The organism is Gordonia otitidis, from assembly GCF_020735545.1.
Lineage (GTDB): Bacteria > Actinomycetota > Actinomycetes > Mycobacteriales > Mycobacteriaceae > Gordonia > Gordonia otitidis.
The window spans coordinates 4526005-4552217 of the sequence record NZ_CP085974.1 but is presented as its reverse complement, the minus strand read 5'-3'; the positions used below and the strand labels follow the sequence as shown (position 1 = coordinate 4552217).

The 26213-nt window shown below is 64.5% G+C and carries 23 protein-coding genes; 13 read left to right on the top strand and 10 right to left on the bottom strand.

Annotated elements, in window-relative coordinates; all coding sequences use genetic code 11:
• Nucleotides 1–49 precede the first annotated feature (49 nt).
• From LK459_RS20780 to LK459_RS20770, 3 genes are all read left to right on the top strand, one after another.
• The gene (locus LK459_RS20780) at nucleotides 50–565 is read left to right on the top strand and encodes an ATP-binding protein (protein ID WP_227920481.1); all 516 of its coding nucleotides are present in this window, start codon (nucleotides 50–52) and stop codon (nucleotides 563–565) included.
• Nucleotides 566–1147: 582 nt separating this feature from the next.
• A complete protein-coding gene (locus tag LK459_RS20775; RefSeq protein WP_227920478.1) occupies nucleotides 1148–1738 on the top strand; it encodes a hypothetical protein in 591 nt (196 codons plus the stop codon).
• Nucleotides 1739–1931: 193 nt separating this feature from the next.
• A complete protein-coding gene (locus LK459_RS20770) occupies nucleotides 1932–2417 on the top strand; it encodes a cupin domain-containing protein (protein WP_227924028.1) in 486 nt (161 codons plus the stop codon).
• Here the strand turns inward: LK459_RS20770 and LK459_RS20765 are convergent.
• From LK459_RS20765 to LK459_RS20745, 6 genes are all read right to left on the bottom strand, one after another.
• The gene (locus LK459_RS20765) at nucleotides 2307–2639 is read right to left on the bottom strand and encodes a type II toxin-antitoxin system PemK/MazF family toxin (RefSeq protein WP_227920477.1); all 333 of its coding nucleotides are present in this window, start codon (nucleotides 2637–2639) and stop codon (nucleotides 2307–2309) included. The two genes, LK459_RS20770 and LK459_RS20765, sit on opposite strands and share 111 nt — an antisense overlap.
• The gene (locus LK459_RS20760) at nucleotides 2636–2842 is read right to left on the bottom strand and encodes an antitoxin MazE-like protein (protein WP_039994032.1); all 207 of its coding nucleotides are present in this window, start codon (nucleotides 2840–2842) and stop codon (nucleotides 2636–2638) included. The genes LK459_RS20765 and LK459_RS20760 overlap by 4 nt, the downstream gene beginning before the upstream one ends.
• Nucleotides 2843–2919: 77 nt before the next feature.
• Entirely contained in the window at nucleotides 2920–3099 is a 180-nt protein-coding gene (locus LK459_RS23370; RefSeq protein ID WP_407648657.1) for an RCC1-like domain-containing protein, read from the bottom strand.
• A 31-nt stretch (nucleotides 3100–3130) separates the two neighbouring features.
• Nucleotides 3131–4204: an ACR3 family arsenite efflux transporter gene (gene arsB, locus LK459_RS20755; protein ID WP_227920474.1), complete on the bottom strand. Its 1074-nt coding sequence runs from the start codon at nucleotides 4202–4204 to the stop codon at nucleotides 3131–3133.
• A complete protein-coding gene (locus LK459_RS20750) occupies nucleotides 4201–4563 on the bottom strand; it encodes an ArsR/SmtB family transcription factor (protein ID WP_227920472.1) in 363 nt (120 codons plus the stop codon). The genes arsB and LK459_RS20750 overlap by 4 nt, the downstream gene beginning before the upstream one ends.
• Nucleotides 4564–4692: 129 nt before the next feature.
• Complete coding sequence (locus LK459_RS20745; RefSeq protein WP_227920471.1) at nucleotides 4693–5955, bottom strand: DUF2235 domain-containing protein; 1263 nt, start codon at nucleotides 5953–5955, stop codon at nucleotides 4693–4695.
• A 217-nt stretch (nucleotides 5956–6172) separates the two neighbouring features.
• Here LK459_RS20745 and LK459_RS20740 point away from each other — a divergent pair, with 217 nt between their 5' ends.
• The 4 genes from LK459_RS20740 to LK459_RS20725 all read left to right on the top strand — a co-directional run bounded on the left by LK459_RS20740 (nucleotide 6173) and on the right by LK459_RS20725 (nucleotide 10095).
• Nucleotides 6173–7678: an MFS transporter gene (locus LK459_RS20740; protein WP_227920468.1), complete on the top strand. Its 1506-nt coding sequence runs from the start codon at nucleotides 6173–6175 to the stop codon at nucleotides 7676–7678.
• Nucleotides 7679–7821: 143 nt separating this feature from the next.
• On the top strand, nucleotides 7822–8352 hold the full coding sequence (locus LK459_RS20735; RefSeq protein WP_227920467.1) for an alpha/beta hydrolase: 531 nt from the start codon (nucleotides 7822–7824) through the stop codon (nucleotides 8350–8352).
• A 121-nt stretch (nucleotides 8353–8473) separates the two neighbouring features.
• Nucleotides 8474–8893 (top strand): YciI family protein, encoded by a 420-nt coding sequence (locus LK459_RS20730; RefSeq protein WP_007238907.1) that lies wholly within the window; start codon nucleotides 8474–8476, stop codon nucleotides 8891–8893.
• A complete protein-coding gene (locus LK459_RS20725) occupies nucleotides 8890–10095 on the top strand; it encodes an RNA polymerase sigma factor (protein WP_227920465.1) in 1206 nt (401 codons plus the stop codon). The genes LK459_RS20730 and LK459_RS20725 overlap by 4 nt, the downstream gene beginning before the upstream one ends.
• A gap of 23 nt (nucleotides 10096–10118) precedes the next feature.
• On the opposite strand, the gene LK459_RS20720 is transcribed toward LK459_RS20725, so the two are convergent.
• Nucleotides 10119–10550 carry a PPOX class F420-dependent oxidoreductase gene (locus tag LK459_RS20720; protein WP_227920464.1) on the bottom strand — a complete coding sequence of 144 codons (432 nt, stop codon included), beginning with the start codon at nucleotides 10548–10550 and terminating at the stop codon, nucleotides 10119–10121.
• Nucleotides 10551–10729: 179 nt separating this feature from the next.
• Between LK459_RS20720 and LK459_RS20715 the strand changes: the two genes are divergently transcribed.
• From LK459_RS20715 to LK459_RS20705, 3 genes are all read left to right on the top strand, one after another.
• The gene (locus tag LK459_RS20715; protein WP_007238904.1) at nucleotides 10730–11638 is read left to right on the top strand and encodes an MBL fold metallo-hydrolase; all 909 of its coding nucleotides are present in this window, start codon (nucleotides 10730–10732) and stop codon (nucleotides 11636–11638) included.
• Nucleotides 11635–12327, top strand: a complete 693-nt coding sequence (locus LK459_RS20710; protein WP_227920463.1) for a M24 family metallopeptidase — start codon at nucleotides 11635–11637, stop codon at nucleotides 12325–12327. The genes LK459_RS20715 and LK459_RS20710 overlap by 4 nt, the downstream gene beginning before the upstream one ends.
• Before the next feature lie 1064 nt (nucleotides 12328–13391).
• Entirely contained in the window at nucleotides 13392–14744 is a 1353-nt protein-coding gene (locus LK459_RS20705) for an HNH endonuclease (protein WP_227920462.1), read from the top strand.
• Nucleotides 14745–14831: 87 nt separating this feature from the next.
• On the opposite strand, the gene LK459_RS20700 is transcribed toward LK459_RS20705, so the two are convergent.
• Nucleotides 14832–15740 (bottom strand): hypothetical protein, encoded by a 909-nt coding sequence (locus tag LK459_RS20700; RefSeq protein WP_227920461.1) that lies wholly within the window; start codon nucleotides 15738–15740, stop codon nucleotides 14832–14834.
• A gap of 9 nt (nucleotides 15741–15749) precedes the next feature.
• Nucleotides 15750–16520, bottom strand: a complete 771-nt coding sequence (locus tag LK459_RS20695) for a GNAT family N-acetyltransferase (RefSeq protein ID WP_227920460.1) — start codon at nucleotides 16518–16520, stop codon at nucleotides 15750–15752.
• 95 nt (nucleotides 16521–16615) lie between these two features.
• On the opposite strand from LK459_RS20695, the gene LK459_RS20690 reads away from it, so the two are divergent.
• The 3 genes from LK459_RS20690 (at nucleotide 16616) to LK459_RS20680 (ending at nucleotide 25232) form a co-directional block, all read left to right on the top strand.
• Nucleotides 16616–17059 carry a Fur family transcriptional regulator gene (locus tag LK459_RS20690; RefSeq protein ID WP_085949825.1) on the top strand — a complete coding sequence of 148 codons (444 nt, stop codon included), beginning with the start codon at nucleotides 16616–16618 and terminating at the stop codon, nucleotides 17057–17059.
• A gap of 37 nt (nucleotides 17060–17096) precedes the next feature.
• The gene (gene katG, locus LK459_RS20685) at nucleotides 17097–19328 is read left to right on the top strand and encodes a catalase/peroxidase HPI (protein ID WP_007241245.1); all 2232 of its coding nucleotides are present in this window, start codon (nucleotides 17097–17099) and stop codon (nucleotides 19326–19328) included.
• Nucleotides 19329–19700: 372 nt separating this feature from the next.
• On the top strand, nucleotides 19701–25232 hold the full coding sequence (locus LK459_RS20680) for an ATP-binding protein (RefSeq protein ID WP_227920458.1): 5532 nt from the start codon (nucleotides 19701–19703) through the stop codon (nucleotides 25230–25232).
• Nucleotides 25233–25361: 129 nt separating this feature from the next.
• Here the strand turns inward: LK459_RS20680 and LK459_RS20675 are convergent, their stop codons facing one another.
• Nucleotides 25362–25928, bottom strand: a complete 567-nt coding sequence (locus LK459_RS20675) for an FBP domain-containing protein (protein WP_227920455.1) — start codon at nucleotides 25926–25928, stop codon at nucleotides 25362–25364.
• Between the last annotated feature and the right edge of the window lie 285 nt (nucleotides 25929–26213).

Below are 26213 nucleotides of genomic sequence, written 5' to 3'. Positions count from 1 at the left end.
GACGGATCCACTTACCGGTATCGCGGTTGGTCGCGAGGCGGAGCGCGCCGTGCTCACCGAGGTCGCCCGGCACGCCGCCGACGGCCGGCCTCAGGTCGTCGTGATCGAGAGCGAGGTCGGCGTGGGGAAATCGAGCCTGGTTCGCGCGGCGATCGATGACCTCGATTCATTCACCGTCCTGCGCGCCGACGCCGACGAACTGGCGACCGGCGCATCGATGTGGTTGGTCGCGCAACTCGACGAACTTGATTCGCGCACACCGCTGGGGGCCGGCCAGGAACTTCTGGCTCCCGAGTACGGCTGCGCGCCTGCATCATCAGACGGGGGGACTGGCCCTGCACGTACGCACCCTGCTCACGGAGCTCGATGCTGCCGACCTCAACGGCGTCACGCCGCGCCCGCGCCGCGATCGTTGTCACAGAGCGTCACAGACCGCTCACAGTCATTGCCCGACCATGCGCGTCATAACTCTCAAGACTCCACCAACAGCATGAACGCTGGAAACATCCGTACAACGGCTGACGTCCAAGACGGGGAAGCTGGCCGCGCCGATTTGTCACTGTGACGTATTGAGAGGGATATACGGAACTCGATAGTCGCGACGCGCCGGCAACATCCCGAACAAAGAACCAGCGAAAAGCACAGGCGTGCAACAGTTTCAAATTCCAAAAGGACCGACTCGCACACATAAACTGACGAACCTACCGGGACTTAGCGTTGTCAGCGACAGAACAACCCACCGAGTCCGCCACTTCGCTGACAATTCGCCAATCCGAGCGACCATCAACAAGAGAGAGAGAGTCCTCTCAGCTGCTTCTAATCGGCTTGAATCAGTGCCGATAAGAAACATTATGTCAAGTACACCACTGCATATTGCATCAGATGCATCAGGTCGGCACTCCTACTGGCGTCAGGGAACGATCGTGAATCCCGCTGCCGAACAGCAGCAATCGAAGATTCGCAATCGGCGACGGCACGAGGCTCATGCTTGGTGGGCCTGGTGCAGTTACTTTCGATTACAACTCGATGACCTCCGGGGTTGGTGTCGATGATGCATCGGATGAATCATTGATGCATCGGATGAGACGCTCAAGACGCGTTTCGTGTTGCCCGTAGCGCGCACCGGCGACCTGGGAGACTCGGTCACGTGGACGAGATCAGCGATGTTGGCGAGAAAGCGGCGGTGATCCTTCGGACTGCGGGAGTCGAACTCGCCCGTGGCCTCACCGACGCCGAGTTCGATGCAGTCACAGAGCAGCATGGGTTCAGGTTCAACCCCGACCACCGAAGTCTGCTTGCGACCGCTCTGCCCGTCGGAGACCGTTGGCCTGACTGGCGCAATGACGATAAGGCACATCTCCGTCAGATGCTCGACTGGCCGGCTCGCGGGATGGTCTTCGACGCACTTCGCCAGGACCCGCCATTCTGGGGCGCTTCATGGGGCCATCGGCCGGCAACAGAAAGTGACGTCGAGGCGGTTACGCGGCGTGAGTTGGCAAAGTGGCCACAGCTCATACCGATCTACGGCCATCGGATGACACCTGCAGCTCCCTCGCCGTCTGGGTCGCCGGTGTTCTCTGTCTGGCAGACCGATGTCATCTTCTACGGGGCCAATCTCCTCGAGTATCTCGCGAACGAAATGGCTATGGACGGAAATCTTCGCCTCTCCCCCAGAAGCGTCGACGTTCCTTACTGGACCAAGTTCGTCGAGGCAGCTAACAGCACCGACGTGATTTGATCCCTCCGAGATGGAAGGACGGCCGCGAGCGCGTTGTCCCGGCCGCCCACCTCGCCGGAGGTTGTTAGCGCCCTCTTCGGCCGTGATCTCGACGGCGTTCTGCCTAGGAATACGCAGTGAACGAATAAGCAGGATTACCAGTAGCGATTGATGCTTTTCGACAAGCAATTCGGGAGTATTACGATTGGCCCGCATGGGGTACGTGATAGTGGATGCAAAATCGGTGGCCGCTGGACACGGTCCGCACCCAGCGGCCAGCCCCTTCGACCGACGCATCAGCGAGACCCTCGGTATCACCGCGTTCGAGGTCTACCAGGTCGAGCTTCCCGCACACGCGGAAACGGTCACCCATGACCACACAGACGACCGCAACGACGACGTCTACGCCATCATCAGCGGTAGCGGATGGGTCGTCGTCGACGACACCCCATACCCGATCACACCCGGCCAGTTCATCTCCGTGGACCTCGAACACCGCCGCCACCTACGCGCCGGCCCCATGGACTCACATTCATCGCCATCTGCGCCGAACAGAGAACCTAAGCGCGATCCCAGCAATCTGTTGACGTCATCGCGCGAGCCCGAGGAACGCCATCAACGAGCGTTCGACTTCAACCAGCTGTTCAGATGTCAGACGGCCGACACGCGTCTGAACATTCGACCGCCGTACCGCGGTTAGTTTGTCAACCATTACGTCACTGTCTCGGTCGAGGCCCGACATCGCACCGCGATCACCCGGTATACGAATCCGCAACAAGGGCGCATCGACGAGGTGGCTCGTCATCGGCGCAACTACCACTGACAGAGTTGAATCGAAAAGATCATCCTGCACGATGACGGCCGGCCGCGGGTTGGATGCATACACACCACCCGCAACGGTCCAGATTTCGCCGCGGATCACGCATCGTCCCAAGGCGCGGCGACAGCCTCGACGAACTCCTGCTCATCCCCATCGGCGTCGGCTTCCGCCAGAAGAACCGACTGCTTGTGCGCTTGCACGGCGAACTCTGGCGTCCGTACGTCAGGAACCCAGACCTGCAACGGTCGCAAACCACGCTCACGCATCCGGCGCCTATGCTCGCGAACCCTGTCCCTTACCGCCATGCCCACATGTTACATGTAACGGTTCGAGCTGCCCAGGGTGTTCAACCTGACCCCGTCGATTCGTTCCCCGCAGCGAACTACGCGGCCGTCGGAGCGAAGTCCGACCGAGTGCCGATCCAGCGGCCGACGCGAGTCTCCGGGTCCTGCGGGATACCCGCTGCAACGCATCGTCCATCCTCGGTGACGCCGACGGAGTGCCGTCGTCCAGCAGCAATGAGGCTGCTCGCATTGCGTTGTCGTGCTGCAGAATTTCGCACTACCTGCCTCTTCCTCGGCACGTCATCGCTCTCACGCGGCCAGGCTCTGATCCGTGGTCGTGAATCGACGACGCAGGGCCAGCGATACGTACACAAGGCCGACGAGTACTGGCACTTCGATCAGTGGGCCGATAACGCCGGCGAGTGCCTGCCCCGACGCCACCCCATAGGTGGCGATCGCCACTGCGATCGCGAGCTCGAAGTTGTTGCCGGCCGCAGTGAATGCCAGCGTCGTGGTACGTGCGTACCCGAGTCCCAGACCAGCGCCGAGAGCAAACCCGCCGCCCCACATGACGGCGAAGTAGATGAGCAACGGGATCGCAATGCGCACGACGTCCCAGGGCCGAGAAGTGATCTGTTCACCCTGCAACGCGAACAGCATCACGATGGTGAACAGCAACCCGTACAGCGCCCACGGACCCAGCCGCGGGAGCAGCACGCTCTCGTACCAGGCGCGGCCCTTGGCACGCTCACCCAGTCGCCGCGTCGCATACCCCGCAAGGAGCGGGATGCCGAGAAAGACCAGCACCGACTTCGCGATCTGCCACGCCGAGGTATCGATGGTGGTCTTCTCCAGCCCGAGCCACCCCGGTAGCACAGACAGATAAAACCAACCGAGCACGCCGAACATGACGACCTGGAAGATCGAGTTGAGCGCCACCAACACTGCAGCGGCCTCGCGGTCACCGCACGCTAGGTCATTCCAGATGACCACCATCGCGATGCACCTCGCCAGTCCGACGATGATCAACCCGGTCCGATACTCCGGCAGGTCCGGCAGCAATAACCACGCCAAGGCAAACATCAATGCCGGTCCCACAACCCAATTCAGGATGAGCGAGCCAACCAACATCCTGCGATCGCCGGTCACCGAGTCGAGGCGGTCATACCGGACCTTAGCGAGAACCGGATACATCATGATGAGGAGCCCGAGGGCAATCGGCAGCGAAATCCCGTCAACCTCAACTGTCGCCAGCGCGTCCCCGAGGCCGGGCACGCCACGCCCTAGGAGCAGGCCAACGACCATCGCGATGCCTATCCACACGGGAAGGAAACGATCCAGAGTCGACATCCGACCTGCAACGCGCGCCTGCGCACCACTCATTCGACGACCCCGCAGTCGCGCGGCTCCCCCGTCGTCTCGGACAAAGCGCTCAGCACCTCTGAAAGTCGCTCTAATACTTCAGAGTTGACCCGGTAGTAGACCCACGTCGCCCTTCGCTCGCTGGACACCAGACCGGCCTCCCGCAGCACTTTCAGATGATGCGAGATGGTCGGCTGCGCCAGTTCGAATGGGCCCGAGATGTCGCACACGCATGCCTCGCCGCCCGGCGAGCGAGATACTTCGCTGAGCAGTCGCAACCGAACCGGATCGCCAAGAGCCCTCAAAGCGCCTGCCCACCGCGCCGCGTCTTCAGCGTCCACAGCTCGGTCTGTGCCCGCCGACGTCTCCTGAATAGACATACATCAATATTGACGAACATCGAATCAAGAAGTCAATTACGCCCACAGCCGGAGTCGCCGACTCTCAATGCCCCGGCATCTGCACGCTGACACGAGCAACCGGGTACCGGTCCGCGCACGCTCTCGACGCTACATCGGTGCAGTTCTTCTCCGACGTGGGCCGACACCGCTCGAGCACGTCGTCAGAGAACCCGTCGGCTTCGGAGGCGCCCACTGCGCCGAGGGCAGACCCGGTATCGCGACGACGAACCTCTCCCGCTCGGCCTTTGATCCTCCAAGGCCACTGAACCACGGTTCCATGTTCGGGTTCTCGGCCCGCTTCAGCGCCGATCTCTCCAGTCGCACATCGCAGGCCGGCGCGTACCCGACGCCCGGGACGGCGACGGTCGGTGCGAAATTGCGCCATCCGCCGGCGAACAGCGGAACATACGGCTTGACCGTTCGACGCACCGAGTCGCGTAAGGCACTGAACACATTGGTGATTCGGTACAGCGGAGTGAGCGAGTTGTGCTCGGCGACGCTTTCGTCGTCGCGGCACAGCGTGGCGGCCAGTCGCTGCCAGTCGATGGCCATACCGATCCGCCCGCCATCCGCGCGCGACGTCGCTTCGGCAGCCATCCACAGGAGCGACTTGTCGGAGTAGTAGCAGTTCTCATAACCTCCCCCGACATCACTGTGCACGCCGTCGAACCACACCTGCCGGATGTCGTCATGCGTGCCTCCCCACAAGCACGGCGCAAAGACCCGTCGACGCTCCGAAATGGCAAGGGCCTGTCTCGCACACCTCACCATCGACGACAGCGTGACGTCGTGGAACTTGTACTTGGAGCGCGCGATTCCGGGAATGCCGAGTGCGCCGACGGTGTCGAACACTCCGAGAAACTCAACTGCGACCTCGCTACGTCCGTGGCTGTGCTCGTCAAGTCGTCTCAACGCCTCCTCGTGCGCTGGGTCCTCAGGCGGCAACTGAGTGGGATTCTTCGCCTGTGGGCGATTGCGGTAGAGATCCATTGCCGCGGGCAACTGACCCATCGCAACACCCATCGGGGTGAGCAGCCCGACATGGGCGATCATCCCGCACAGACTTCTCGCCGTGTACGCGCCGCGACTGAATCCGAAGACGAATACATGGTCACCGGGCTCGTAGTTCAACGCGAGAAACCTGTAGCAGTCGATGATCGCGTCGTCGAGTCCGAACCCGAAGGCGCCCGCGAGGATTCGCTCGATCCGACTGCCCGTTGATCCCACACCGCGGGTGTAGTGGACGATCTGGGTCTCGCCGTCGAATCCCACCGGCGCCACCGATCGCGCGAGCTTCTCGACGTTGGACACGTACTTGTCGTCGGCGTTCTTCCACGTCCCGTCACAACACACCACGAGGTTTTTGGTCATGTCGTCGACGGTATGAATCCGCGTCGCGTCGCACACGCGTAGTCAAGTACGTGTTCGTGATGACTTCATGATCGACGCCCCGCGTAGTCGTGTGCGGCGCTGCTTCCGGGACCGAATCACACGGGTTGCATCCGACCCGTCAACGAGGACGGGGGTTGTCCCCTATCCCCCATAGCGTCGTCGATGTCAGACAACCCCACATCCTCTGGAGCACCTGATGACCACAGCATCCCTCGGCTCGTCCGACGATGGCGCCCTCGGCACCTCGAACGCGGTCCGACTCGAAACCGATTCATCGACCACTGGCGGACCTTCCATCGGCGGAAGGGCTCGCACGATCGCGCTGATCTGCCTGCTGGCGGCGTCGTTCATGGAGTTGATGGACGCCACCGTCGTGAATGTCGCGCTCCGCACCATGCAGGTCGACCTGGGCGCGTCATCGGTCAGCATTCAGTGGATCGTTGCCGGTTATCCGTTGACCTACGCCGTCGGACTGATCCTGGGTGCCCGTCTCGGAGACAACGTCGGCCGACGCAAGGTATTTGTCCTCGGTCTCGCAGCATTCGGGCTCGCCTCGTTGGCCTGCGGAGTGGCATCAGGTCCCGGCGCGCTCGTCGCCTTCCGTCTGGTTCAGGGCGTCGCGGCTGCGCTCATGGTCCCGCAGGTCCTCAGCAACATCCAGGTGCTCTATCCGCCCGCCGAGCGAGGGAAGGCGATGGGGATGTTCACGTCGGTCATCGGTCTGGCCGCGGTGACGGGGCCGATTCTCGGTGCCGTGATCACCACCGGCGACTGGTTCGGTCTGGCGTGGAGGCCCGTGTTCCTGATCAATGTGCCCCTTGCGGTGATCGCGATCTGTGCCGCGATCGCGTTCATCCCCGAATCGCGGGCGGCGTCGAAGACTCCCATCACGCTCGGGTCAGCAGCACTTCTCGGCGGCTCCCTCGGGGCGATCATGCTCCCGATCACGCTCGGTCCCGAGAATGACTGGCCCGCGTGGGGTTTCGTGCTGATCGCCGCCGGCGTCGCCGGGCTGTGGGTGTTCGGATTCAACCAGCGTCGCACTCTCCGACGAGGAATCGAGCCGATGGTGCCGCCCACCCTCTTCGCCACGCGGTCCTTCACGATCGGCTTAGCGGCATTCACGGCGCTGATGATTCCCACCGGCGGCTACTTCCTGGTGCAATCGCTGCATGTTCAGCTCGCGTTGGGCTGGTCGGTGCTGCACGCGGGCCTGATGTGGATTCCGTTCTCGGTGGCCGTTCCGGTGTCAGCGGGGCTGGCGGCCACGGTATTCGCGGAACGCTTCGGCAAGCGGGTGTTGCAGGCCGGCGGCGCAGTCTTCATCCTCGGCATGCTGCTCATGGACGTCGCCGAAAAGTCGGCGCATCCCGCACTCTGGTTCGCGGTGGCGCTGGTCGTCGCGGGACTCGGCTTCGGCGCCATCGTCGGTTCCGCGGGGCTGCTGGTGCTCAACGATGTGCCCGTTCGGCTCGCCGGTGCGGCGTCGGGAGTGTTCAACACAGCTCAAGCTCTCGCTGTCGCGTTCGGCGCCGCGGTTGTCGGCACGGTGTACAGCTCGGTCGGCGAAAACAGCGGGCTCGAGGTTGGTTACCGCACTTCGCTGTTCGTGATGATGGGATTCATTGCGGCGGGATGCGTCATCGCGCAGACGATGAGGCCCGTGGGGGCGCGTACTCCCGCCGCCGTGCCAGCGCACTGATCTGACCGAGGATTCGACGATGAGTTTCGCGGGTACAGCGTGTCTGTACCTGCGAAACTCTGAGGTCGATGACAGGCACGCCGAGAACACGGGATGCCGAGAACGGGGACACGGTGACAACCGGTGCAACGCGAGATGACCCGATGACGAACACGGTGCTGTTCATCCACGGCGCGGCTGGGTACCTCGACGACCGACCGCTTGCCGCGGCGATCTCCGAGGCGCTCGGCGCCGAGTTGATCATGCCGAGACTGCCCGATGACGACATGTCGGCGTCCTCGTGGACGTCGTCGATCAGGATGCACGTCGACGAGCTGTCGCCAGCCGACATGATCGTCGCCCACTCATTCGGGGCATCGATGCTGGTGACGTTGTTGCGGGCGATGTCGACACCACCGCGTCACGCGACACTCCTCGCGATGCCCAATTGGGGCCCGGACGGTTGGAACATCGCGGAGTACGATTTCGGCGGCGCCGAGCCGGCCACGTCGCTGACGATGCATCACTGCCGCGACGACGACGTCGTCCCCTACTCCCACCTAATGCTCAACTCCAAGGCTCTCCCACGTGCACGTGTCCATCTGCACGACTCCGGTGGTCACCAGTGCATCGGTCTGGCCGGGGTGATCGCGGCAGGTGTTCGTGGGCAGCACAGGGCCGGCGAATCCGAGTGAGAACGTTCCCGCAACGATGTCGAGAACCGGTACCCCGCTCCGCTCAGCAGGTGAGGACGACGAAAAGCGTGGTCCCCCGAGCCGGCACACACGAACCGGCGCGATACACGAGGAGTCGATGATGCCGAAGTACCTGATTCTCAAGCACTACCGCGGCGGCCCAGAACCGCACCATCCGTTCCCGACGATGGACAAGTGGGCACCAGAAGACGTGGAAGCGCACATCGCTTTTCAACATCACGTGAACGACATGCTGAGCGAGAGCGGCGAGTTCGTCGATGCTCAGGGACTCGCCCCCACCCGGACATGGGTGCGATACGGCGGACCGGACGCTGCACCGGTGACAACCGACGGACCGCATCCCGAGACGAGCGACCTGATCGCAGGCTATTTCATGGTCGACGTCGATTCGTACGAGCGCGTGCTCGAGATCGCGGCCTACATATCGTCGGAGCCCGGTCCGGGCGGTGCACCCCTGTACGAATGGCTCGACATCCGTGAGGTGATGTCGGCGGCACCATCCGACCTCGAGAACACATGAGCCATGCCGCCCGGGATGAGGAGGTCTTGCGGTCCCTCGTCCCGGTGGCACTGGCAAAGCTGATCAGGCGCGGCGAGGACTTCGACGCCGCCGAGGACGCGATTCAGGACGCTGTGATCGACGCTCTTCGGGTCTGGCCCGACAGTCCGCCGCGAGACCCGACGGCCTGGCTGGTCAGTGTTGCGACGCGTCGCCTGATCGACGCGCGACGTGCCGACGCCGCACGACGTCGACGACAACTGGCCACCGTCGACGGCGCCGAGTCCGAGCCACCCATCACCGAGCAGGGCGACGACACCCTTCTGCTGCTGTTCCGCTGCTGCCACCCCGACCTCGCGCCCGCATCGCAGATCGCACTGACCCTCCGCGCAGTCGGCGGATTGACGACGCGGGAGATCGCCGCCGCGTTCTATGTCCCCGAATCGACGATGGCTCAGCGGATCAGTCGTGCCAAACGCCAACTGCGCGGGCGCACCTTCGATCGCCTTGGCGATGTAGCGGTCGTCCTGCGTGTCCTCTACCTGATCTACACCACCGGTCACGGCGGCCGCGTCGATCTCGCGGTCGAGGCCATCAGGCTCACCAGGCAACTCACGCTGCACACGGACGAACCGGAGGTACGTGGACTGCTTGCACTGATGCTGCTCAACCATGCCCGCCTGCCCGCACGGCACGCCGCCGACGGCTCGATCATCACCCTCGACCGTCAGGACCGGACGCTCTGGGACCGCGGACAGATAGCCCGTGGAGTACACATTTTGCAGTCCGCGCTCGCCGATCAGACCGAGGATCGCCCACCGGGGCGGTATCAGATCGAAGCCGCGATCGCGGCACTGCACGACGACGCTGCCAGTGCCGCGGAAACCGACTGGGAGCAGATTCTCTCCTGGTACGACGACCTCGTCGCGTTGAGCGACAACCCTGTTCGTAACGACCCAGCGGCGGTACTCGGCAGAATCGTCGCCGTCGGACATGCTCGCGGGCCCTCTGTCGGGCTAACTGAAATAGACGAGCTTGCAACGGTTCTCGACGATCACTATCGCTGGCATGCGGTCCGTGGCCACCTGTACGAGCTCGCCGACGACCGAGGTGCAGCAGCAGATGCGTACACCGAGGCGGCACGGCGCGCCACCAGCGTCGCCGAGCACGACCACCTGATCCGCACCGCGGCGTCGCTGCGATACAGCGACCCCACCCGCTGACGGGTCCGGGGCTTGTTCGTCAGCTAGCGCAGTTTCGCGCCGTACACATGCGTGACGTGGAGTCGCAGAAGTACCCGACGGTCGGTGACCATGACTTCTCGATACTCTGCCCAGTCAGGATGCTCCCCTGCTCCGAGCCGGTAGTAGTCGACAAGTGCATCCACTTCCGGTGAATCGACGTCGGTTGACGGCCCGATGAGTTCGACATCGCCCTCAGCGGTCGCCCAGGTGTATCCGTCCGGGCTGGTGAACTCGATCGCAGCGCGCGGGTCCCGGCGCAGATTGGCTGTCTTGGCACGGCCGTCGGTCATCGACACGAGGATGGTGTCGGACTCACGGTCGTACACGGACGTGACAGGTGACAGCTGAGGAACTCCATTGGCCTTGATCGTGGCGAGGATGCCGATACTGGTGTCCGCTATGAGATCCCGTGGGTCATACGACGCGTCAGTCATGTCAGTGGCAACCCGAATGGCCAGGACGGCATTCCCGCGCGAGCACCTTCAGCGCGCCCGACAGGTCTGTGGATCGCTCGACGACCCGGTGGGTAGGCACTCGGATACGAGCACGCCCAGGTGACTAAGCTGACCGACATGCGCGCAGCACGATCCTGGCTCCTGACAGGTCACGCGCGATGACGACACTCGACGCCGCGTCACCGTATGGGCCCGTCACCGTGCTGGAGTCAGCGCACGGCGGCGCCTACCCCTACGGCAACACCGTGGTAGTGAACGGCTCCGAGGCCACCCTGGTGATCGATCCATCGCTCGAAGTCACGCACGATCCAGTCGGCGCCGATGCGGTGATGATCAGTCACGCGCACGAAGACCACATCGCCGGACTCAAGCATTTCGGGTGTCCGGTCCACGTGCACACCGAAGATGTCGGGGGCGTCCGCTCACTGGCGGCGATGATCGACGGATTCGGCCAACCCGCGCAGCATCGCGAGGCCGTCGAACAGCACATCCTCGACCAGTTCGACCTGCCGCCGGGGCGGCCGGATGCCATCGCGGTGGAAGGCGATCACAGTTTCGATCTCGGCGACCTCAGCGCGACACTCATCCACCTGCCCGGACACACCGCCGGACACTGCGGAGTCCTGATCGAACCCATCGGATTCTGCTATGTCGCCGACATCGATCTGACCTCCTTCGGTCCGATGTACGGCGACGTCGGCAGCAGCCTCGACGACTACCTTGCGTCCATCGAGACGGTGCGCGGAATCGATGCACGTTGGTACGGCACCTTCCACCAAAAGGGTGTGATCGACGGTGCTGTCGAGTTCCGCCGACGCCTCGACGACTTCGCGGCGGTCATTCACCGCCGGGACGCCCGGCTCCTCGAATTCCTCGCCGAACCACGCACTCTCGACGATATTGCGAGGCACCGGCTCGTCTATCGACCACACGTGTCGATGCCCTTCGTCGACGCGGTCGAGCGGCGCACTGCAACACTTCACATCGAGCGGCAGCTGCGACGACATGATGTGATCGAGATCGAACCCGGACGTTTCGTCCGCGCCGAAGGGAGACACGTCCGATGACATCAACAGAACAGCAGCGCGTCGACAGTTTGCTCGACGCCCAAGCGCATGCGGAAGAACTGTTCGACGCCGTCACGACGCGGGGGCTGATCAGATCCGGAGTGAGCGAACGGGCGCTGTCCGACGAGATTCGCGATCTGGCGAACGAGATGTTCGGGGTGACCAAGCACTGGCACAAACGCATCGTCCGGGCCGGGGAGAACACCCTGGAGACCTTTCGCGCCAATCCGCCCGACCGCATCATCGCCGACGACGACATCCTCTTCCTCGACTTCGGTCCGATCTTCGAGGATTGGGAGGCCGATTTCGGACGGACCTATGTTCTCGGCGAGGATCCGCTCAAACACCGTCTGGCTGCGGCACTTCCCCGCATCTGGGATGCGGGCCGGGAGTACTTCCGCGCGCATCCCGACGTCACGGGAGCCGAACTCTTCGACCACGTCGTCGAAATCAGTGAGAAGGACGGCTGGCACTTCGGGGGCGAGATCGCCGGGCATCTCGTGGGTGAGTTCCCCCATGAGAACATCTCGGGTGACGACATCGAAAGCTACGTTGCGCCCGGTTCCTCTGGTCCGATGCGTCGACGCGACGCCTCCGGACGCGAGTGTCATTGGATTCTCGAGGTGCACCTCGTCGAACCCGATCGTCGATTCGGGGGCTTCTACGAGGAGCTTCTCGACCTGCCGTGACAGGCAGGTGTTGTGTGCGGGGAATGAGACTACTTCCCCACTCTCGGTGACCTTGTGCGTGCTGTATTCCCCGCCGGGGTTTGCAGCGTGTCCACCGCCTCTCGACGGTAGTCACCATGTCCAGTGCCGTTCGTGGCACCACGCGTTACGACGACCGCTTCTCCACCGCTGTCACGTCGAAGAGAGACTGGCCGGTCTCTCCGCTACCGCTACTGGCGCGTGAACACCACTCGGCCTTGCGGGCTCGAGCGATGCCCTGATTCACCTTGCGGCGTCAGGGATTAGGACACTGTCACGATGTCATCGGGAAGAGGCTTTCGCTTTTTGGATGGGAATCCACGCTGGAATCGAACCAGCAACCGGTCATTCGAGAAAATGACTGCTCTACCAATTGAGCTAGTGTGTTCAGTCGACTGAGGATGTGCTCTTCCGTGCGGTTCCGAGCCTTTTGGGATCGGAATGCCGCACACCCTCGACCTTTCGGATGTCGGTCCTGCTTGATCTCTCGCGTCTCGACGAAGCCGCCACGCCCCGCCTCCACGTCCGTGGAACACGCCCTTGACTGAACCATCTCGGACTGACGTTCCTTCCCTCGCCGCAACATTCGTCGCTACTGACGACACCTGGCTGGTGTCGGGTCACCGATCGGCTCTCCCGGCTCACACCGTCAGATCGCTTCGACGTTGCCTCCACCCTGAGGTGAAGGTTCCGGCTCGGAGTGCATGGGGTACCGGGACTGCTCCCGGCGACGGATGTCACCCGCCTTTCACCGAATCACTCCGGCTTATGCGCCATACCGCACAAGTGTTTTCAATTCAGATGTCAAACGTCTTGCGCCAGAGCGGGTATCGGTCGACCCTGAATGGCGCGAGACAAGACTCTAAGGACCGCGGTCGCGCCGCACAACAGGTTTTCGTCGACCATGCGCCGGTAGCGTCGACGCCAACCCAGCCCTCATAGCACCGCCCACCGACAATTTCCGAACCTCAAGGCAGGTTATTCACAGGGCTCTTACCAGCGAAAACAGGCCTTGAATCGAACACACATTCGTGTACTTTGGAGTCATGACCGATTCGGTGATCAGCCCCGCGGCCGCCCCCACGGATGCCGCCCTCGACGCGCCTATTCTCGTTGCTGCGCTGCGTACTGCAACGGCCTTGGTGCGCGAGTTACTCACCGCGCACAGCGAAGACACAACCGTCGTACACGACACGGTGCGCCAGTTGATCGAGCTGCGCAACGTGACCGATCACCAACTCGCCGCTCATACCCACGCACTGGCTCGGCTCGGCGTCGATAAACGTCACGGCCGCACCATGACCGAGGAGTTGGCCGAACTCGGCCTAGCGCCGTCTGAGGCTCACCGTCTGGTTCGCATCGGCCGCGCCATCGGCAGCTTGGGGACTGTCGACGGATACGCTGCCGATGGCGCATTCTCCGCCGCACATGTCGACGCCATCGTGCGGGGGCTGACCCACATCGAACAACGCAGTGCCACTTCCATCGACGTCGACGACCGTCGCGAGTACGCCTCAGCACTTGCCTCCCAAGCATTCTCGGGAGCAAAACCCGCTGACATCATCGACTACGCCCGCACGCTCGGCAATGTGCGCGCCGATTCCACGGGCGGCTTACCGCCTGCCGAAGACCGCTCCATCAACACGCTCACCGCCACCAAGGTCGACGGCCGCCTACGGGTGAAAGCCGATCTCGACACCGTCGCCGGCGAGAAATTGTTGACCGCCATCGACCGGCTCTCCGCACCCACACCCCAACCCGACGGCTCCCGCGATCCGCGTGGGGCCGAACAACGATATGCCGACGCCCTCGAGATCCTCCTCGACCTCGCCACCGGCAACGCGATCCGCGATACATCGCCGAAAACCAGCTGCGACAACGTGATCAGCCCTCAGTTCACCGGTCTGGCCAGCCCCGCCCAAGTCGGTTTGACCATCCCGGCGGCCACCCCCGAACTCTCGACGCTGCCGTTCATGGGCGCGGTTACCCAAGCCACCGCACGACGCCTCGCATGCGACGCCGACGTCACGGTGATGATCACCGACGGCGAAGAAGTCCCACTCGCGGTCAGCCGCACCAAACGCCTGTTCACCCGTCCGCAACGGCGTGCCCTCACCAAGCGCGACCGATGCTGCATCAAATGCGGCGCACCCGCGTCCTGGTGTCGGGCCCACCACATCGTGCACTGGGCCGACGGCGGTGAGACAGATCTCGACAACGGGTGTCTGCTGTGTACCTCCTGCCACGACGACGTCCACCACCGCGGTTGGGATGTGGTCGTCGCTCACGACCGCCATCCCTGGCTCATCCCGCCTGCCGCCGTCGACCCGAACCGAGAGCCGATCATGTCCTACCACCGACGCACCATGAGCCTCGACAGCCTCCCGGCCGCAGCGTGATTCACGCGTAGCGCTGCTGACCACAGCCCAGCACACCCGTCGACGACAACGGGACCGTGCACGATCCTTGAGAACTCCATACAGCACTCAGTGGTCGGTGTCGCTCACCACAGCGTCGAAACGCGCCCGCGCCCGCACCTGCGCGTCGGACGCGGATTCGAGAACGGCGACGGCGTGCTCCCGCTGGGCCACCGCTGAGTCGGAAGCACGCTGCGCGAAGCGTAGTTCCTGTTCGGCACGTGCGAGTTCAGTGCGCAGCCGCGTGACGCGATCCGCGAGGTCGGCGGCGGCGTGTTCGGTGTCGTCTACGCTGCGCTGTGCAGCGTCGAGTTCGACAGTGGCCGACTGCACGTCGGCGGTGCACCGGTCAAGGGCAGACCGAGCTGCGGCGATCTCCTGTTCGCTTGCGACCGGTGCGTTCTCGCTACCCTCGGGTCCGGACGAAAACTCAGGAGAAGTTGGTGAGCCCTCGGTAGTCGGACCGCCGACCGACTCGGCCGAGTCTGCGAGCGCCACCAATCCCGCGGGTCCGAATCCGCTGTATTCCATCGCGGTGACCAGCCTTCCGCGGCGCAGCAGTCCGGCCACCTCTTGGTCGGCGATCGCCGCTCGCAGTGTCTGGACTGTTTCCCGCTCGCTCGTCGAACTCATGGCAACGCCGGTACCAGAAGCGAAGGCACGCACACGCGCTGTGGCGGTGTGCACAACCTCTTGTCGTCGGACGCCCAGTTCGCGCAGGAGGTCGGCCGACGAACGGCGCTGCGCCTCACGGAGTTCGTCGGCGACTGCCAGCACCGGGTCGAGGTCTGACGGTGATCGACGAATCCACTGGTTGAGCAACCAGGCGACCTGGGTCGGCTTTCGCACCCGGGAGATCTCGCGGGCAAGATCGGGATTGCCCGCGCTGCGCGCCGAGCGTGTCAGGTCACGCCGTCTGTCGACGAATTCCGCTCGAGCGCATCCGTACAACTCGTCGAGCGCGTCGTCGAGATCCATGCGGTGTCCTCAGATGCCGAACTCAATGATCGCCCGCTCACCGAATTTCCGGAATCCCATGCGTTGCAGGAGGGGCGAGGAGGTTGCGGTCTCGGCATGGACCAGTCCGAGAGAGGCTCCCCGGTGTCGGGCATCATGCAATCGGGCGACGATCAGCGCTCGGTACACACCGCGACCCCGATGTGCGGGGAGTACAGCGCCACCCCACATCCGAGCGACCTCGCCGTCGAGAGTGTAGCCGCCCGCACCAGCCGGTTCGCTGTGGTCGCTGCGAGCGGCACAGGCGACGAACAATCCGGGCGGCGAGTCACCGCGAGTGGACGGATCGTCGAGGATCGGCGGCGGAAAGCCCCAGGCGTCCAGCGATACCCGCGCGAACTCGGCAACTCCGGCATCCGTGTCGACTCGTCGGGCCACCACACCCGGCGACAACGGGATCTGTGCCACGATCTCCGGCGCCGTTTTCATCGCCACGATGTCGCGGACCGCGATCGTCGTGGCCCCGCGTCGGGCGAGTTCATCGTCGTCGATGCCGCCCAAGAGCCCGGGAGCGCGCGTGAAGCGCAGTCGGCGAGCGTCAAGACTTCTGCCATGGGCAGCGGCTTCGTCAAGCACCACGCTCGGATTGCGTTGTGTGCCGCGGTAGTTGAGTAGGGTTGCGATCCCGTCGATGACGTAGAACTCGTATCCGTCGATCTCCAGATGACGTGAGCCCACCGGATGCCACGACGAGGTCCACCGGATCGACTCCGCGCGCACTCGCTCGGGTGTCCACGTCACCCGAACCAGCGTGCCACATCCGGAACGCACCGAACACATCGTCTCAGTTTGAGAGAAATCCTGAACGATTCCAGAATGCGTTGCATACTGACGAGGTGTCCTCCGCACCGGAGTACGCAGACCAACTGCGTGCAGCCGAACTTCGCGTGACCCGCCCACGGGTCGCGGTGCTGCAGGCTGTCAACACCCACGCGCATGCCGATACGGAGACAATCTTCCTCGCCACGCGCACGATGTTGCCCGACGTCTCGCGTCAGGCGGTCTACGACGTCCTCGGTGCGTTGACCGACGCCGGACTCGTCCGGCGGATTCAGCCCTCCGGCCTCGTCGCACGATACGAGGCTCGCGTCGGCGACAACCATCACCACACCGTGTGCCGTTCGTGCGGCGCGATCGCCGATGTCGATTGCGCCGCGGGAACGACCCCCTGCCTGACGGCGTCCGACGACAACGGTTTCGTGCTCGACGAAGCCGAGGTCATCTATTGGGGTCTGTGCCCAGAGTGCACACCGACGTCCACCGAGGGGTCACATTCGTGATCACAGCCCGAATCACCAATCATCGGAAGGAATAAGAGTGTCTGACGAGAATCCTGGCCAGGAACACCCACCCATCGGCGAGGCCCAGACCGAACCGGCCGAATCGGCGTGTCCGATGCACATCCGCCCACCGGTCGAGGGCGGTGGCAATCAGCAGTGGTGGCCCGAGAAGCTCAATCTTCGAGTCCTCGCCCATAACCCGGAGGTCATCCGTCCCCGCGAACCCGACTTCGACTACGACGCCGCACTGGCAGAACTCGACGTCGACTCTCTTGTCAGCGACCTCAAGGACGTGATGAAGGACTCGAAGTCGTGGTGGCCCGCCGACTTCGGTCACTACGGCCCCTTCTTCATCCGCATGTCGTGGCACGCCGCGGGCACCTACCGCGTCGAGGACGGACGCGGCGGTGCCGGAACGGGTATGCAGCGCTTCGCGCCTCTCAACAGCTGGCCGGACAACGTGAGCCTCGACAAGGCACGACGTCTGTTGTGGCCGGTGAAGAAGAAGTACGGCAAGGCATTGTCGTGGGCCGATCTCCTTGTGCTCGCGGGCAACGTCGCGCTCGAGGACATGGGGCTGCCGACGAAGGGATTCGCGTTCGGCCGACCCGATGAGTGGGAAGCGGACGAGGTCTACTGGGGTGCCGAATCGGTGTGGCTGGGCACCAACCTGCGCTATCAGGGCGGCAAGCGTGAGCTCGAGGAGCCGCTGGGTGCGACCACCATGGGTCTCATCTACGTCAATCCCGAAGGGCCGGAGGGTGTTCCGGACTACATGGCGGCCGCGGCGGACATCCGCGAGACGTTCGGCCGGATGGCCATGAACGACGTCGAGACCGCTGCGCTGATCGTCGGTGGCCACACCTTCGGTAAAACGCACGGAAACGGCGATGCCGAACTCCTCGGACCCGAGCCCGAAGCCTCGCCACTCGAGCAGATGGGTCTCGGTTGGAAGAATCCGCAGGGCACCGGCGTCGGCAACGACGCGATCACCAGCGGCCTCGAGGTGACCTGGACACACACACCGACCAAGTGGGACAACAGCTTCCTCGAGATCCTCTACGGCAACGAGTGGGAGCTCTTCAAGAGTCCCGCCGGCGCGAACCAGTGGCGGCCGAAGGACGGCGGCTGGGCCAACTCGGTGCCCGTGGCGCAGGGCGACGGCAAGACCCATCCGTCGATGCTCACCACCGACCTGACGATGCGTTTCGACCCGGTCTACGGGGAGATCACGCGGCGCTGGCTCGACCATCCTGATGAACTCGCCGAGGAGTTCGCGAAGGCGTGGTTCAAGCTCCTCCACCGCGACATGGGCCCGGCCATCCGCTATCGTGGCCCGCTCGTGCCGTCGGAAACCTACATCTGGCAGGACAACGTTCCCGCCGCCGAGGGACCGCTCATCTCCGACTCCGACGCCGACAGCCTCAAATCGGCAATTCTCGAGACCGGTCTGACCGTGCCGCAACTGGTGTCGACGGCGTGGAAGGCTGCGTCGACGTTCCGAGGCAGCGACTACCGGGGCGGCGTCAACGGCGGACGCCTCCGGCTGCAGCCACAGCTCGGCTGGGAGTCGAGTGAACCGGACGAACTCGCGCAGGTCATCACCAAGCTGGAACTGGTCGCCGAGCAGTTCAACGCGGAGCCGGGCACCAAGGTGTCCTTCTCCGACCTTGTCGTCCTCGGTGCTGCCGCCGCGATCGAGAAGGCCGCGAAGGATGCCGGCTTCACGGTGACCGTCCCGTTCACCCCGGGTCGTACCGACGCAACCCAGGAACAGACCGACCAGGAGTCGTTCGCCTACCTCGAACCGAAGTACGACGGGTTCCGCAACTACGAGGGCAAGGGCAACGAGCTTCCCGCGGAGTACAACCTGGTCGACAAGGCCAACCTGTTGACGCTGTCGGCGCCGGAGATGACCGTGCTGGTCGGTGGTCTGCGCGTACTCGGCGCGAACTACAAGGGCTCGTCGCTCGGCGTGCTGACGACCAAGCCGGGCACGCTGACGAATGACTTCTTCGTCAACATCACCGACATGGACGTCGAATGGTCGCCGTCCCCCGCCGACGACGGCACCTATGTCGCCGTCGACCGGGAGTCGGGCGAGCAGAAGTGGACCGGTTCGCGGGTCGACCTGGCGTTCGGGGCGAACTCCGATCTGCGTGCTCTCGCCGAGGTGTACGCAGAGGACGGTGCACAGCAGAAGTTCGTCGACGACTTCGTCGCGGCGTGGGCCAAGGTCATGGAGCTCGACCGCTACGACCTGCACTGATACAACAGATCACCGGAGATGCACCCCGCGGATGTGATCCGCGGGGTGCATCTCCATCTGCGGTGGAGACGTAGGCTTGTCCCGCGCCTTACGCCACCTCGCGACACGTCGGAGCACTCCCCCGTACTCGCGCGTAGCGCAACGATTCGACACAATCGTCCGGGGCCGCTGTTTTCGACCTCACCGATGCGGAGCGCATCGCCGTGACAACAGAACCGACCCACCCGCGGAGCCACACGCTCCGCACACCGCGTAGCCACGCACTGCGTACACCGCGGAGCCACGGGTTCCGCAGTGTGCGTAGCTGCCGGCTTCGCTCGGCGAGCGGGGGCGCTGCCGACGAGCAGTTTGAAAAAGAGAAGGGAGTCGGTGATGTTCACGCGCATTGCCATCGTGAACCGAGGTGAGGCCGCGATGCGGCTCATCCACGCCGTCCGCGGATTATCTGCCGAGACCGGTCAGCCCATCGAGGTCGTCGCTCTGCACACCGACGTCGACCGCAACGCCACATTCGTGCGTGAAGCCGACATCGCGTACAACCTCGGTGCCGCGGCCGACCGCCCCTACCTGAACCTGAAAGTCCTCGAGCATGCGCTCCTCGAAACCGGCGCCGACGCCGCGTGGGTCGGGTGGGGCTTCGTCGCCGAGGATCCGCTGTTCGCCGAACTGTGTGATCGCATCGGCGTCACGTTCGTCGGACCGTCGGCCGACGCGATGCGCAAACTCGGCGACAAGATCGGCGCGAAACTCATCGCGGAAGAAGTGGGCGTACCGGTCGCCCCGTGGAGCCGCGGGGCCGTCGACACCATCGACGACGCGCTCGACGCCGCCGCGTCGATCGGGTATCCCCTCATGCTCAAGGCGACCGCGGGTGGCGGCGGCCGCGGTATTCGCGTCATCACCAGCGATGACGAACTCCGCGACGCCTTCGACCGCACCCGCGACGAAGCTGCCCGCGCATTCGGCAGCGGCGTGGTCTTCCTCGAGCGTCTCGTGACCGGTGCCCGCCACGTCGAGGTCCAGGTGATCGCAGACGGACAGGGCACGGCGTGGGCGCTCGGCGTCCGCGACTGCTCGGTACAGAGGCGAAATCAGAAGATCATCGAAGAGTCTGCGTCTCCGGTCCTCGCCCCCGAGCAGGTCGCCGACCTCAAGGCATCGGCAGAGCGCCTCGCCGTCGCCGTCGGCTACCGCGGGGCCGCGACGGTGGAGTTCCTCTACCACCCGGGTGAAAAGCTCTTCGCGTTTCTCGAGGTGAACACCCGCCTTCAGGTCGAACACCCGATCACAGAATGCACCACCGGAATCGACCTGGTGCGCGCACAACTCCACGTCGCGTCGGGTGGTCGTCTCGAGGGTGATGCCCCGGCTGAGCGTGGCCACGCGATCGAGGCCCGGCTCAACGCCGAGGATCCCGACCGCGATTTCGCCCCGGCGCCCGGACGGATCTCTCGACTCGAGCTGCCCGCCGGGCCCGGCATCCGCGTCGACACCGGCGTCAGCGAGGGCGACACCATTCCCGCCGACTTCGACTCGATGATCGCCAAGATCATCGCCTACGGAGCCAACCGCAACGAGGCGCTGGGACGACTTCGCCGTGCCATGAGTGAGACCCGTGTGGTCATCGAGGGCGGCGCAACCAACAAGAGCTTCGTCCTCGAACTCCTCGGTCAGCCCGCAGTCATCGACGGCACCGCCGACACCGGATGGATCGACCGTGTACGCGCCGAGAACGGTCTGGTGGTCAATCGTCATTCGGCCATCGCACTCATCGCCGCGGCGATCGACAGCTACGAGGAGGAAGAAGCCGTCGAGCGGCAACGCCTGCTCGCCACCGCGTCGGGCGGCCGTCCGCAGGTGCAGCACGAGAGCGGCCGACCCCTCGATCTCAAACTGCGCGGCGTCGGATACCGAGTTCGAGTCGCGCGAATCGGTGCCAGCCGCTTCCGCGTCGCGATCGAGTCGGGTACCGATACCTACACCGCCGACGTCGACATCGAACGCTTCGACGAGCACGCCGCGCAGATGGTGCTCAACGGGGTGCGCTACCGACTCGTCACCGACACCCACGGACCCATCCACCTCATCGACGTCGACGGCGTTGCCCACCGCGTCAGCCGCGACGAAGGCGGCGTGGTGCGCTCCCCCGCGCCCGCGCTCGTCGTCGCCACCCCGCTGTCGGTCGGTGACGAGGTAGAGGCGGGCGCACCCGTGCTGGTCCTCGAGAGCATGAAGATGGAGACCGTTCTGCGTGCACCGGTCCGGTCGCGCCTCAAGGAGTGCTCGGTCTCCGTCGGATCGCAGGTCGAGACGGGTGCGACGTTGATGCGGCTCGAACCGCTCGTCGACGACGAGGACGGCGAGGACACGGCCGAGGCGACCGCCGAGAGCGTCGAACTCGAATTGCCCTCCGCACCGGAGAACGTCGACTCCGACGTTCGTACCACCCGCACCCAGGAAGATCTGCGCAGTCAGCTCCTCGGCTACGACGTCGATCCCCACGACCGGTCGCGTCTGCTCGACGACTATCTCGCCGTCCGTCGGGAGGTCCGCGCATCCGGGCGACGTCCCATCGGCGATGAACTCGAATTACTCACCGTGTTCGCCGATCTCGCCGAGCTGAGCCAGAAACGTCCGCCCACGGGTCAGAACCCGGGCTTCGAGCACGTACACAGCTCGCGCGAGAATTTCCACACGTATCTGCAAAGCCTCGACGTCGAACGTGACGGGTTGCCGGAGGCCTTCCACGACCAGCTGCGCCAAGCCCTACGGCATTACGGGGTCACCGATCTCGATCGCACCCCGGAACTCGAAGCCGCGGTCTTCCGCATCTTCTTGACCCTGCAGAACCCCGCCGCATCGGTCACCGTCATCACGACGTTGCTGCGCGAGTGGCTGAGCGAACCGACGCCCCGCGACGAGTTGCGGGAGGACATCGGTTTCGCGCTCGACCGCATCGTCGCTGCTACGCAGGTCCGCTTCCCCGCCATCGCCGACCTCGCTCGCGGAGTCATCTACGCTTGGTACGGGCAGGCCATGCTGCTGCGTGACCGCGCCCGCGTCTACACGAATGTGCGCAAGCACCTGAAGTACCTGGACGACAACCCCGACGCCGCCGATCGCGACGAGCGCATCGCTGACATGGTCCGCAGTACCGAACCGCTGGTGCGTCTTCTGGGACAACGCATCCAGCGCAGCGGTACCGACAACACCGTGATGCTCGAAGTCCTCACGCGCCGTTACTACGGAAACAAGGGCGTCGACATCATCTCCACGCAGACCGCGCGCGGCACCACATTCGTCGTGGCGCAGCGCAACGGGGCCAGCGTGGTGTCGGCAGCCGTTCCCTTCGACGAATTGGCCTCTGCCGCAAGCGGACTCATCGAACTGGCCAGCAACAGCGCATCGATCGCCGCCGACATCTATGTCAGCTGGGAAGACCAGCCCGACGACTTCGACGCGATGGCGGCCGCGCTACACGAGATCGTCGCGGCGTCACCTATGCCCGGCCAGGTGCAGCGCGTGACGTTCACCGTCGCCGGCCGCGGCACCGCGGTCATGCACCACCACTTCACCTTCCGGCCGTCGGCAACCGGCATGGTCGAGGAGCGGCTGATCCGTGGGCTCCATCCCTACATCGCCCAGCGGATGCGCATGGAACGGCTTCGCAAGTTCGACCTCACCAGGCTTCCCTCGGCCGACGACGAGGAGATCTACCTGTTCCGCGCGGTCGCGAAGGAGAACCCCGCAGACGACAGGCTGATCGCCTTCGCCCAGGTGCGCGACCTCAGTTCCCTGCGTGAGAACGACGGTCGACTCCTGTCCCTGCCGACTGCGGAAACCGTGCTCGCCTCCTGCGCGGACTCGATCCGTCGAGCCAAGCGCGGACAGAAGCGTGCGGCCAACACGAACCGCATCGTCATGTACGTGTGGCCGCCGATCGATGCCTCGGACGACGACCTGAGCACGATCGCCGACCACATCCGCGGTACCACGGCCGACGTCGGCCTCGAAGAGGTCCAGCTCATCGCCCGCCGACGCGACCGCGAGACAGGCGAACTGCGCAAGGTGTCGATTTGCTTCTCCGTCAACGCAACCGGCGGTTTCGACGTCGCGATCGGCGAGCCGTCGAGCGATCCCATCGAACCGGTCGACGAGTACCGACAGAAGGTGCTCAGCGCGGCCCGGCGAAACACGGTCTACCCCTACGAGCTGACCGGACTGCTCGGCGACTTCCGCGAGTACGACCTCGATGCCGAACAGCGTCTGGTGCCGGTCACTCGTCCCAAGGGTCGTAACACCGCGGCCATCGTCGCGGGTGTGGTGACGACGCCGACGGAGAAGTACCCACAGGGCATCACCCGCGTGGTGTTGCTCGGCGACCCGACGAAGTCGCTGGGCGCACTGTCTGAACCCGAATGCGCACGGGTCATCGCGGCGCTCGACCTCGCCGAGGAGATGAAGGTTCCCCTCGAGTGGTACGCACTGTCGTCCGGTGCTCGTATCTCCATGGACTCGGGTACCGAGAACATGGACTGGGTCGCGCGCGCACTCAAACGAGTCGTCGAGTTCACCCAGGACGGCGGTGAGATCAACATCGTGGTCGCCGGCATCAACGTCGGTGCCCAGCCGTACTGGAACGCCGAAGCCACCATGCTCATGCACACGAAGGGCATCCTCGTGATGACTCCCGAGTCGGCCATGGTGCTCACCGGAAAGCAGTCGCTGGACTTCTCCGGCGGTGTGTCGGCGGAGGACAACTTCGGGATCGGCGGCTACGACCGGGTGATGGGGCCCAACGGACAGGCCCAGTACTGGGCACCGAACCTCGGGGCCGCCCGCGATGTGCTGATGGCGCACTACGACCACACGTATGTCATGCCGGGCGAGCAGACACCGCGTCGACTGATCACCGCCGATCCGGTCGACCGCGACATCTCCGACTACCCGCACGTACTCGCCGGCAGCGATTTCACCACGGTCGGGCAGATCTTCTCGAAGGAGATGAATCCCGACCGCAAGAAGCCGTTCGACATCCGGACCGTGATCCGCGCGGTTGCCGACCAAGACCACCAGGTGCTCGAGCGGTGGGCAGGGATGGCCGACGCCGAGACCGCGGTCGTCGCCGACGTCCACCTCGGCGGAATACCGGTGTGCCTGCTCGGTATCGAGTCTCGTGAGGTGTCGCGCCGTGGTTACACCCCCACCGACGGCCCCGACACGTACACCGCGGGAACGTTGTTCCCGCAGTCGTCGAAAAAGGCGGCACGCGCCATCAATTCGGCAAGCGGTAATCGTCCACTCGTCGTCTTGGCCAACCTGTCCGGATTCGACGGCTCACCGGAGTCGATGCGCAAGCTGCAACTCGAGTACGGCGCCGAGATCGGTCGGGCCATCGTCAATTTCCGTGGCCCCATCGTCTTCTGCGTCATCTCGCGCTACCACGGTGGAGCGTTCGTGGTCTTCTCCAAGGCGCTGAACCCGGACATGACTGTCCTGGCCATCGACGGATCGTTCGCGTCGGTGCTCGGCGGCGCTCCCGCCGCCGCGGTCGTGTTCGCCGGTGATGTCAACAAGCGGGTGGAGGCAGACTCCCGCGTCCGTGACATCGAGGCGCGCCTGGCACAGGCGTCCGGCTCCGACCGTTCGGCGTTGAGCGCCGAACTCGCCGACGTCCGCCAGTCGGTTCGGGCCGAGACGATCAATGCGGTCGCCGCGGAGTTCGACGCGGTACACAGCATCCGTCGCGCCGTCGAGGTCGGTTCCGTCGACGCCGTCATCGACGCCGCGGAACTGCGCCCCAGGATCATCGCAGCCATCGAGGGCAACTCCACCTGGTCGCATCGCCGTCATGAGGCTGCCGACTCGGAGCAGGTCTCCACCAGTTGGGGATCGGAACTGTAGGACGCGGCACCCATACCGCTCGGCACGGGGCCGGGAACCGTCACGGTTCCCGGCCCCGTGCTCGTCTGACCGCCCGTGCTCGTCTGATCAGCGGTCAGATCGGCGTTGACGGCGCGAGTGGCCGGCGACCTAGGCGATCTCGTCGGCTCCGGCTCGCATGGCGAATCGACGGACGCGCATCCGAAGATTGTCGATCCTCATGCGGCGCACCAGCTCCCGATCCTGCCCCGCCATCGCCGAGGACGGCAGGCGGTGAACGTTCCGCGAGCACTCGAAGTGCGAGCAGATGAGTGTGCCGATGGTGTCGCCCCGGCGGCCTGCGCTGCCCACTCGACGTGCGGTGAACAATAGGACGTCGTTGGGAAGCGATACGTCCTCGCAGAGTGCGCACAGGACTCGTGTGCGGGGCGGCACTGCGCCCACGCGCAGTCGCAGTCCGACGAGCCCTCCCGAGTCGGTGTGGGGCGCGTCGTCTGAGAGTTCGAGTCCGCCTGTGCCGTCGGAGGCGTCGGGATGCCGAGTGGCATCGACGACGAGGTAGGCGATCGACGGCGTCTTGGGGTCGCGCCAGCCCAGATACTCGAGTCGGTCCCAGTCGAGTGTGTCGATGTCGTCGGGCAGTCGGAGTTCTTTACGCTCGCGCACCGATGCGTTGACGAGCGAATCGCGCAGTTCTTTTTCGGAGAGTTGTCGCATGACGAGGAAACACCTGTTCGTGAGAGGTCGCACCGCATGGGCACGAATCGGGAAGGACAGCCGAGTCGGCTCAGCATCGACCGCGCGCTCGCCGGTTGGGCGAGTGCGCAGTCATGGCGGACGGCTATCTGTTGTCGGCGTTCACGCCGACAACCTCCTCACGTCGCACAGTGCGAACAGATGGTGCGGACACGCACCCGAGTCTGCCGTCGACGTTAAACACCGTCAATCCGATTAGTCATGAGACACCGCCGAGGGACGGTCCTCGTGGATCGCCCTCGACGT

Coding starts and splice junctions, on each gene's coding strand:
- LK459_RS20710 (WP_227920463.1), top strand. CDS start 11,635: ATGACATCAACAGAACAGCAGCGCGTCGACAGTTTGCTCGACGCCCAA.
- LK459_RS20740 (WP_227920468.1), top strand. CDS start 6,173: ATGACCACAGCATCCCTCGGCTCGTCCGACGATGGCGCCCTCGGCACC.
- LK459_RS20705 (WP_227920462.1), top strand. CDS start 13,392: ATGACCGATTCGGTGATCAGCCCCGCGGCCGCCCCCACGGATGCCGCC.
- LK459_RS20750 (WP_227920472.1), bottom strand. CDS start 4,563: ATGTCTATTCAGGAGACGTCGGCGGGCACAGACCGAGCTGTGGACGCT.
- LK459_RS20715 (WP_007238904.1), top strand. CDS start 10,730: ATGACGACACTCGACGCCGCGTCACCGTATGGGCCCGTCACCGTGCTG.
- arsB (WP_227920474.1), bottom strand. CDS start 4,204: ATGAGTGGTGCGCAGGCGCGCGTTGCAGGTCGGATGTCGACTCTGGAT.
- LK459_RS20720 (WP_227920464.1), bottom strand. CDS start 10,550: ATGACTGACGCGTCGTATGACCCACGGGATCTCATAGCGGACACCAGT.
- LK459_RS20745 (WP_227920471.1), bottom strand. CDS start 5,955: ATGACCAAAAACCTCGTGGTGTGTTGTGACGGGACGTGGAAGAACGCC.
- LK459_RS20675 (WP_227920455.1), bottom strand. CDS start 25,928: ATGCGACAACTCTCCGAAAAAGAACTGCGCGATTCGCTCGTCAACGCA.
- LK459_RS20730 (WP_007238907.1), top strand. CDS start 8,474: ATGCCGAAGTACCTGATTCTCAAGCACTACCGCGGCGGCCCAGAACCG.
- LK459_RS20700 (WP_227920461.1), bottom strand. CDS start 15,740: ATGGATCTCGACGACGCGCTCGACGAGTTGTACGGATGCGCTCGAGCG.
- LK459_RS20680 (WP_227920458.1), top strand. CDS start 19,701: ATGTTCACGCGCATTGCCATCGTGAACCGAGGTGAGGCCGCGATGCGG.
- LK459_RS20735 (WP_227920467.1), top strand. CDS start 7,822: ATGACGAACACGGTGCTGTTCATCCACGGCGCGGCTGGGTACCTCGAC.
- LK459_RS20725 (WP_227920465.1), top strand. CDS start 8,890: ATGAGCCATGCCGCCCGGGATGAGGAGGTCTTGCGGTCCCTCGTCCCG.
- LK459_RS20760 (WP_039994032.1), bottom strand. CDS start 2,842: ATGGCGGTAAGGGACAGGGTTCGCGAGCATAGGCGCCGGATGCGTGAG.
- LK459_RS20770 (WP_227924028.1), top strand. CDS start 1,932: ATGGGGTACGTGATAGTGGATGCAAAATCGGTGGCCGCTGGACACGGT.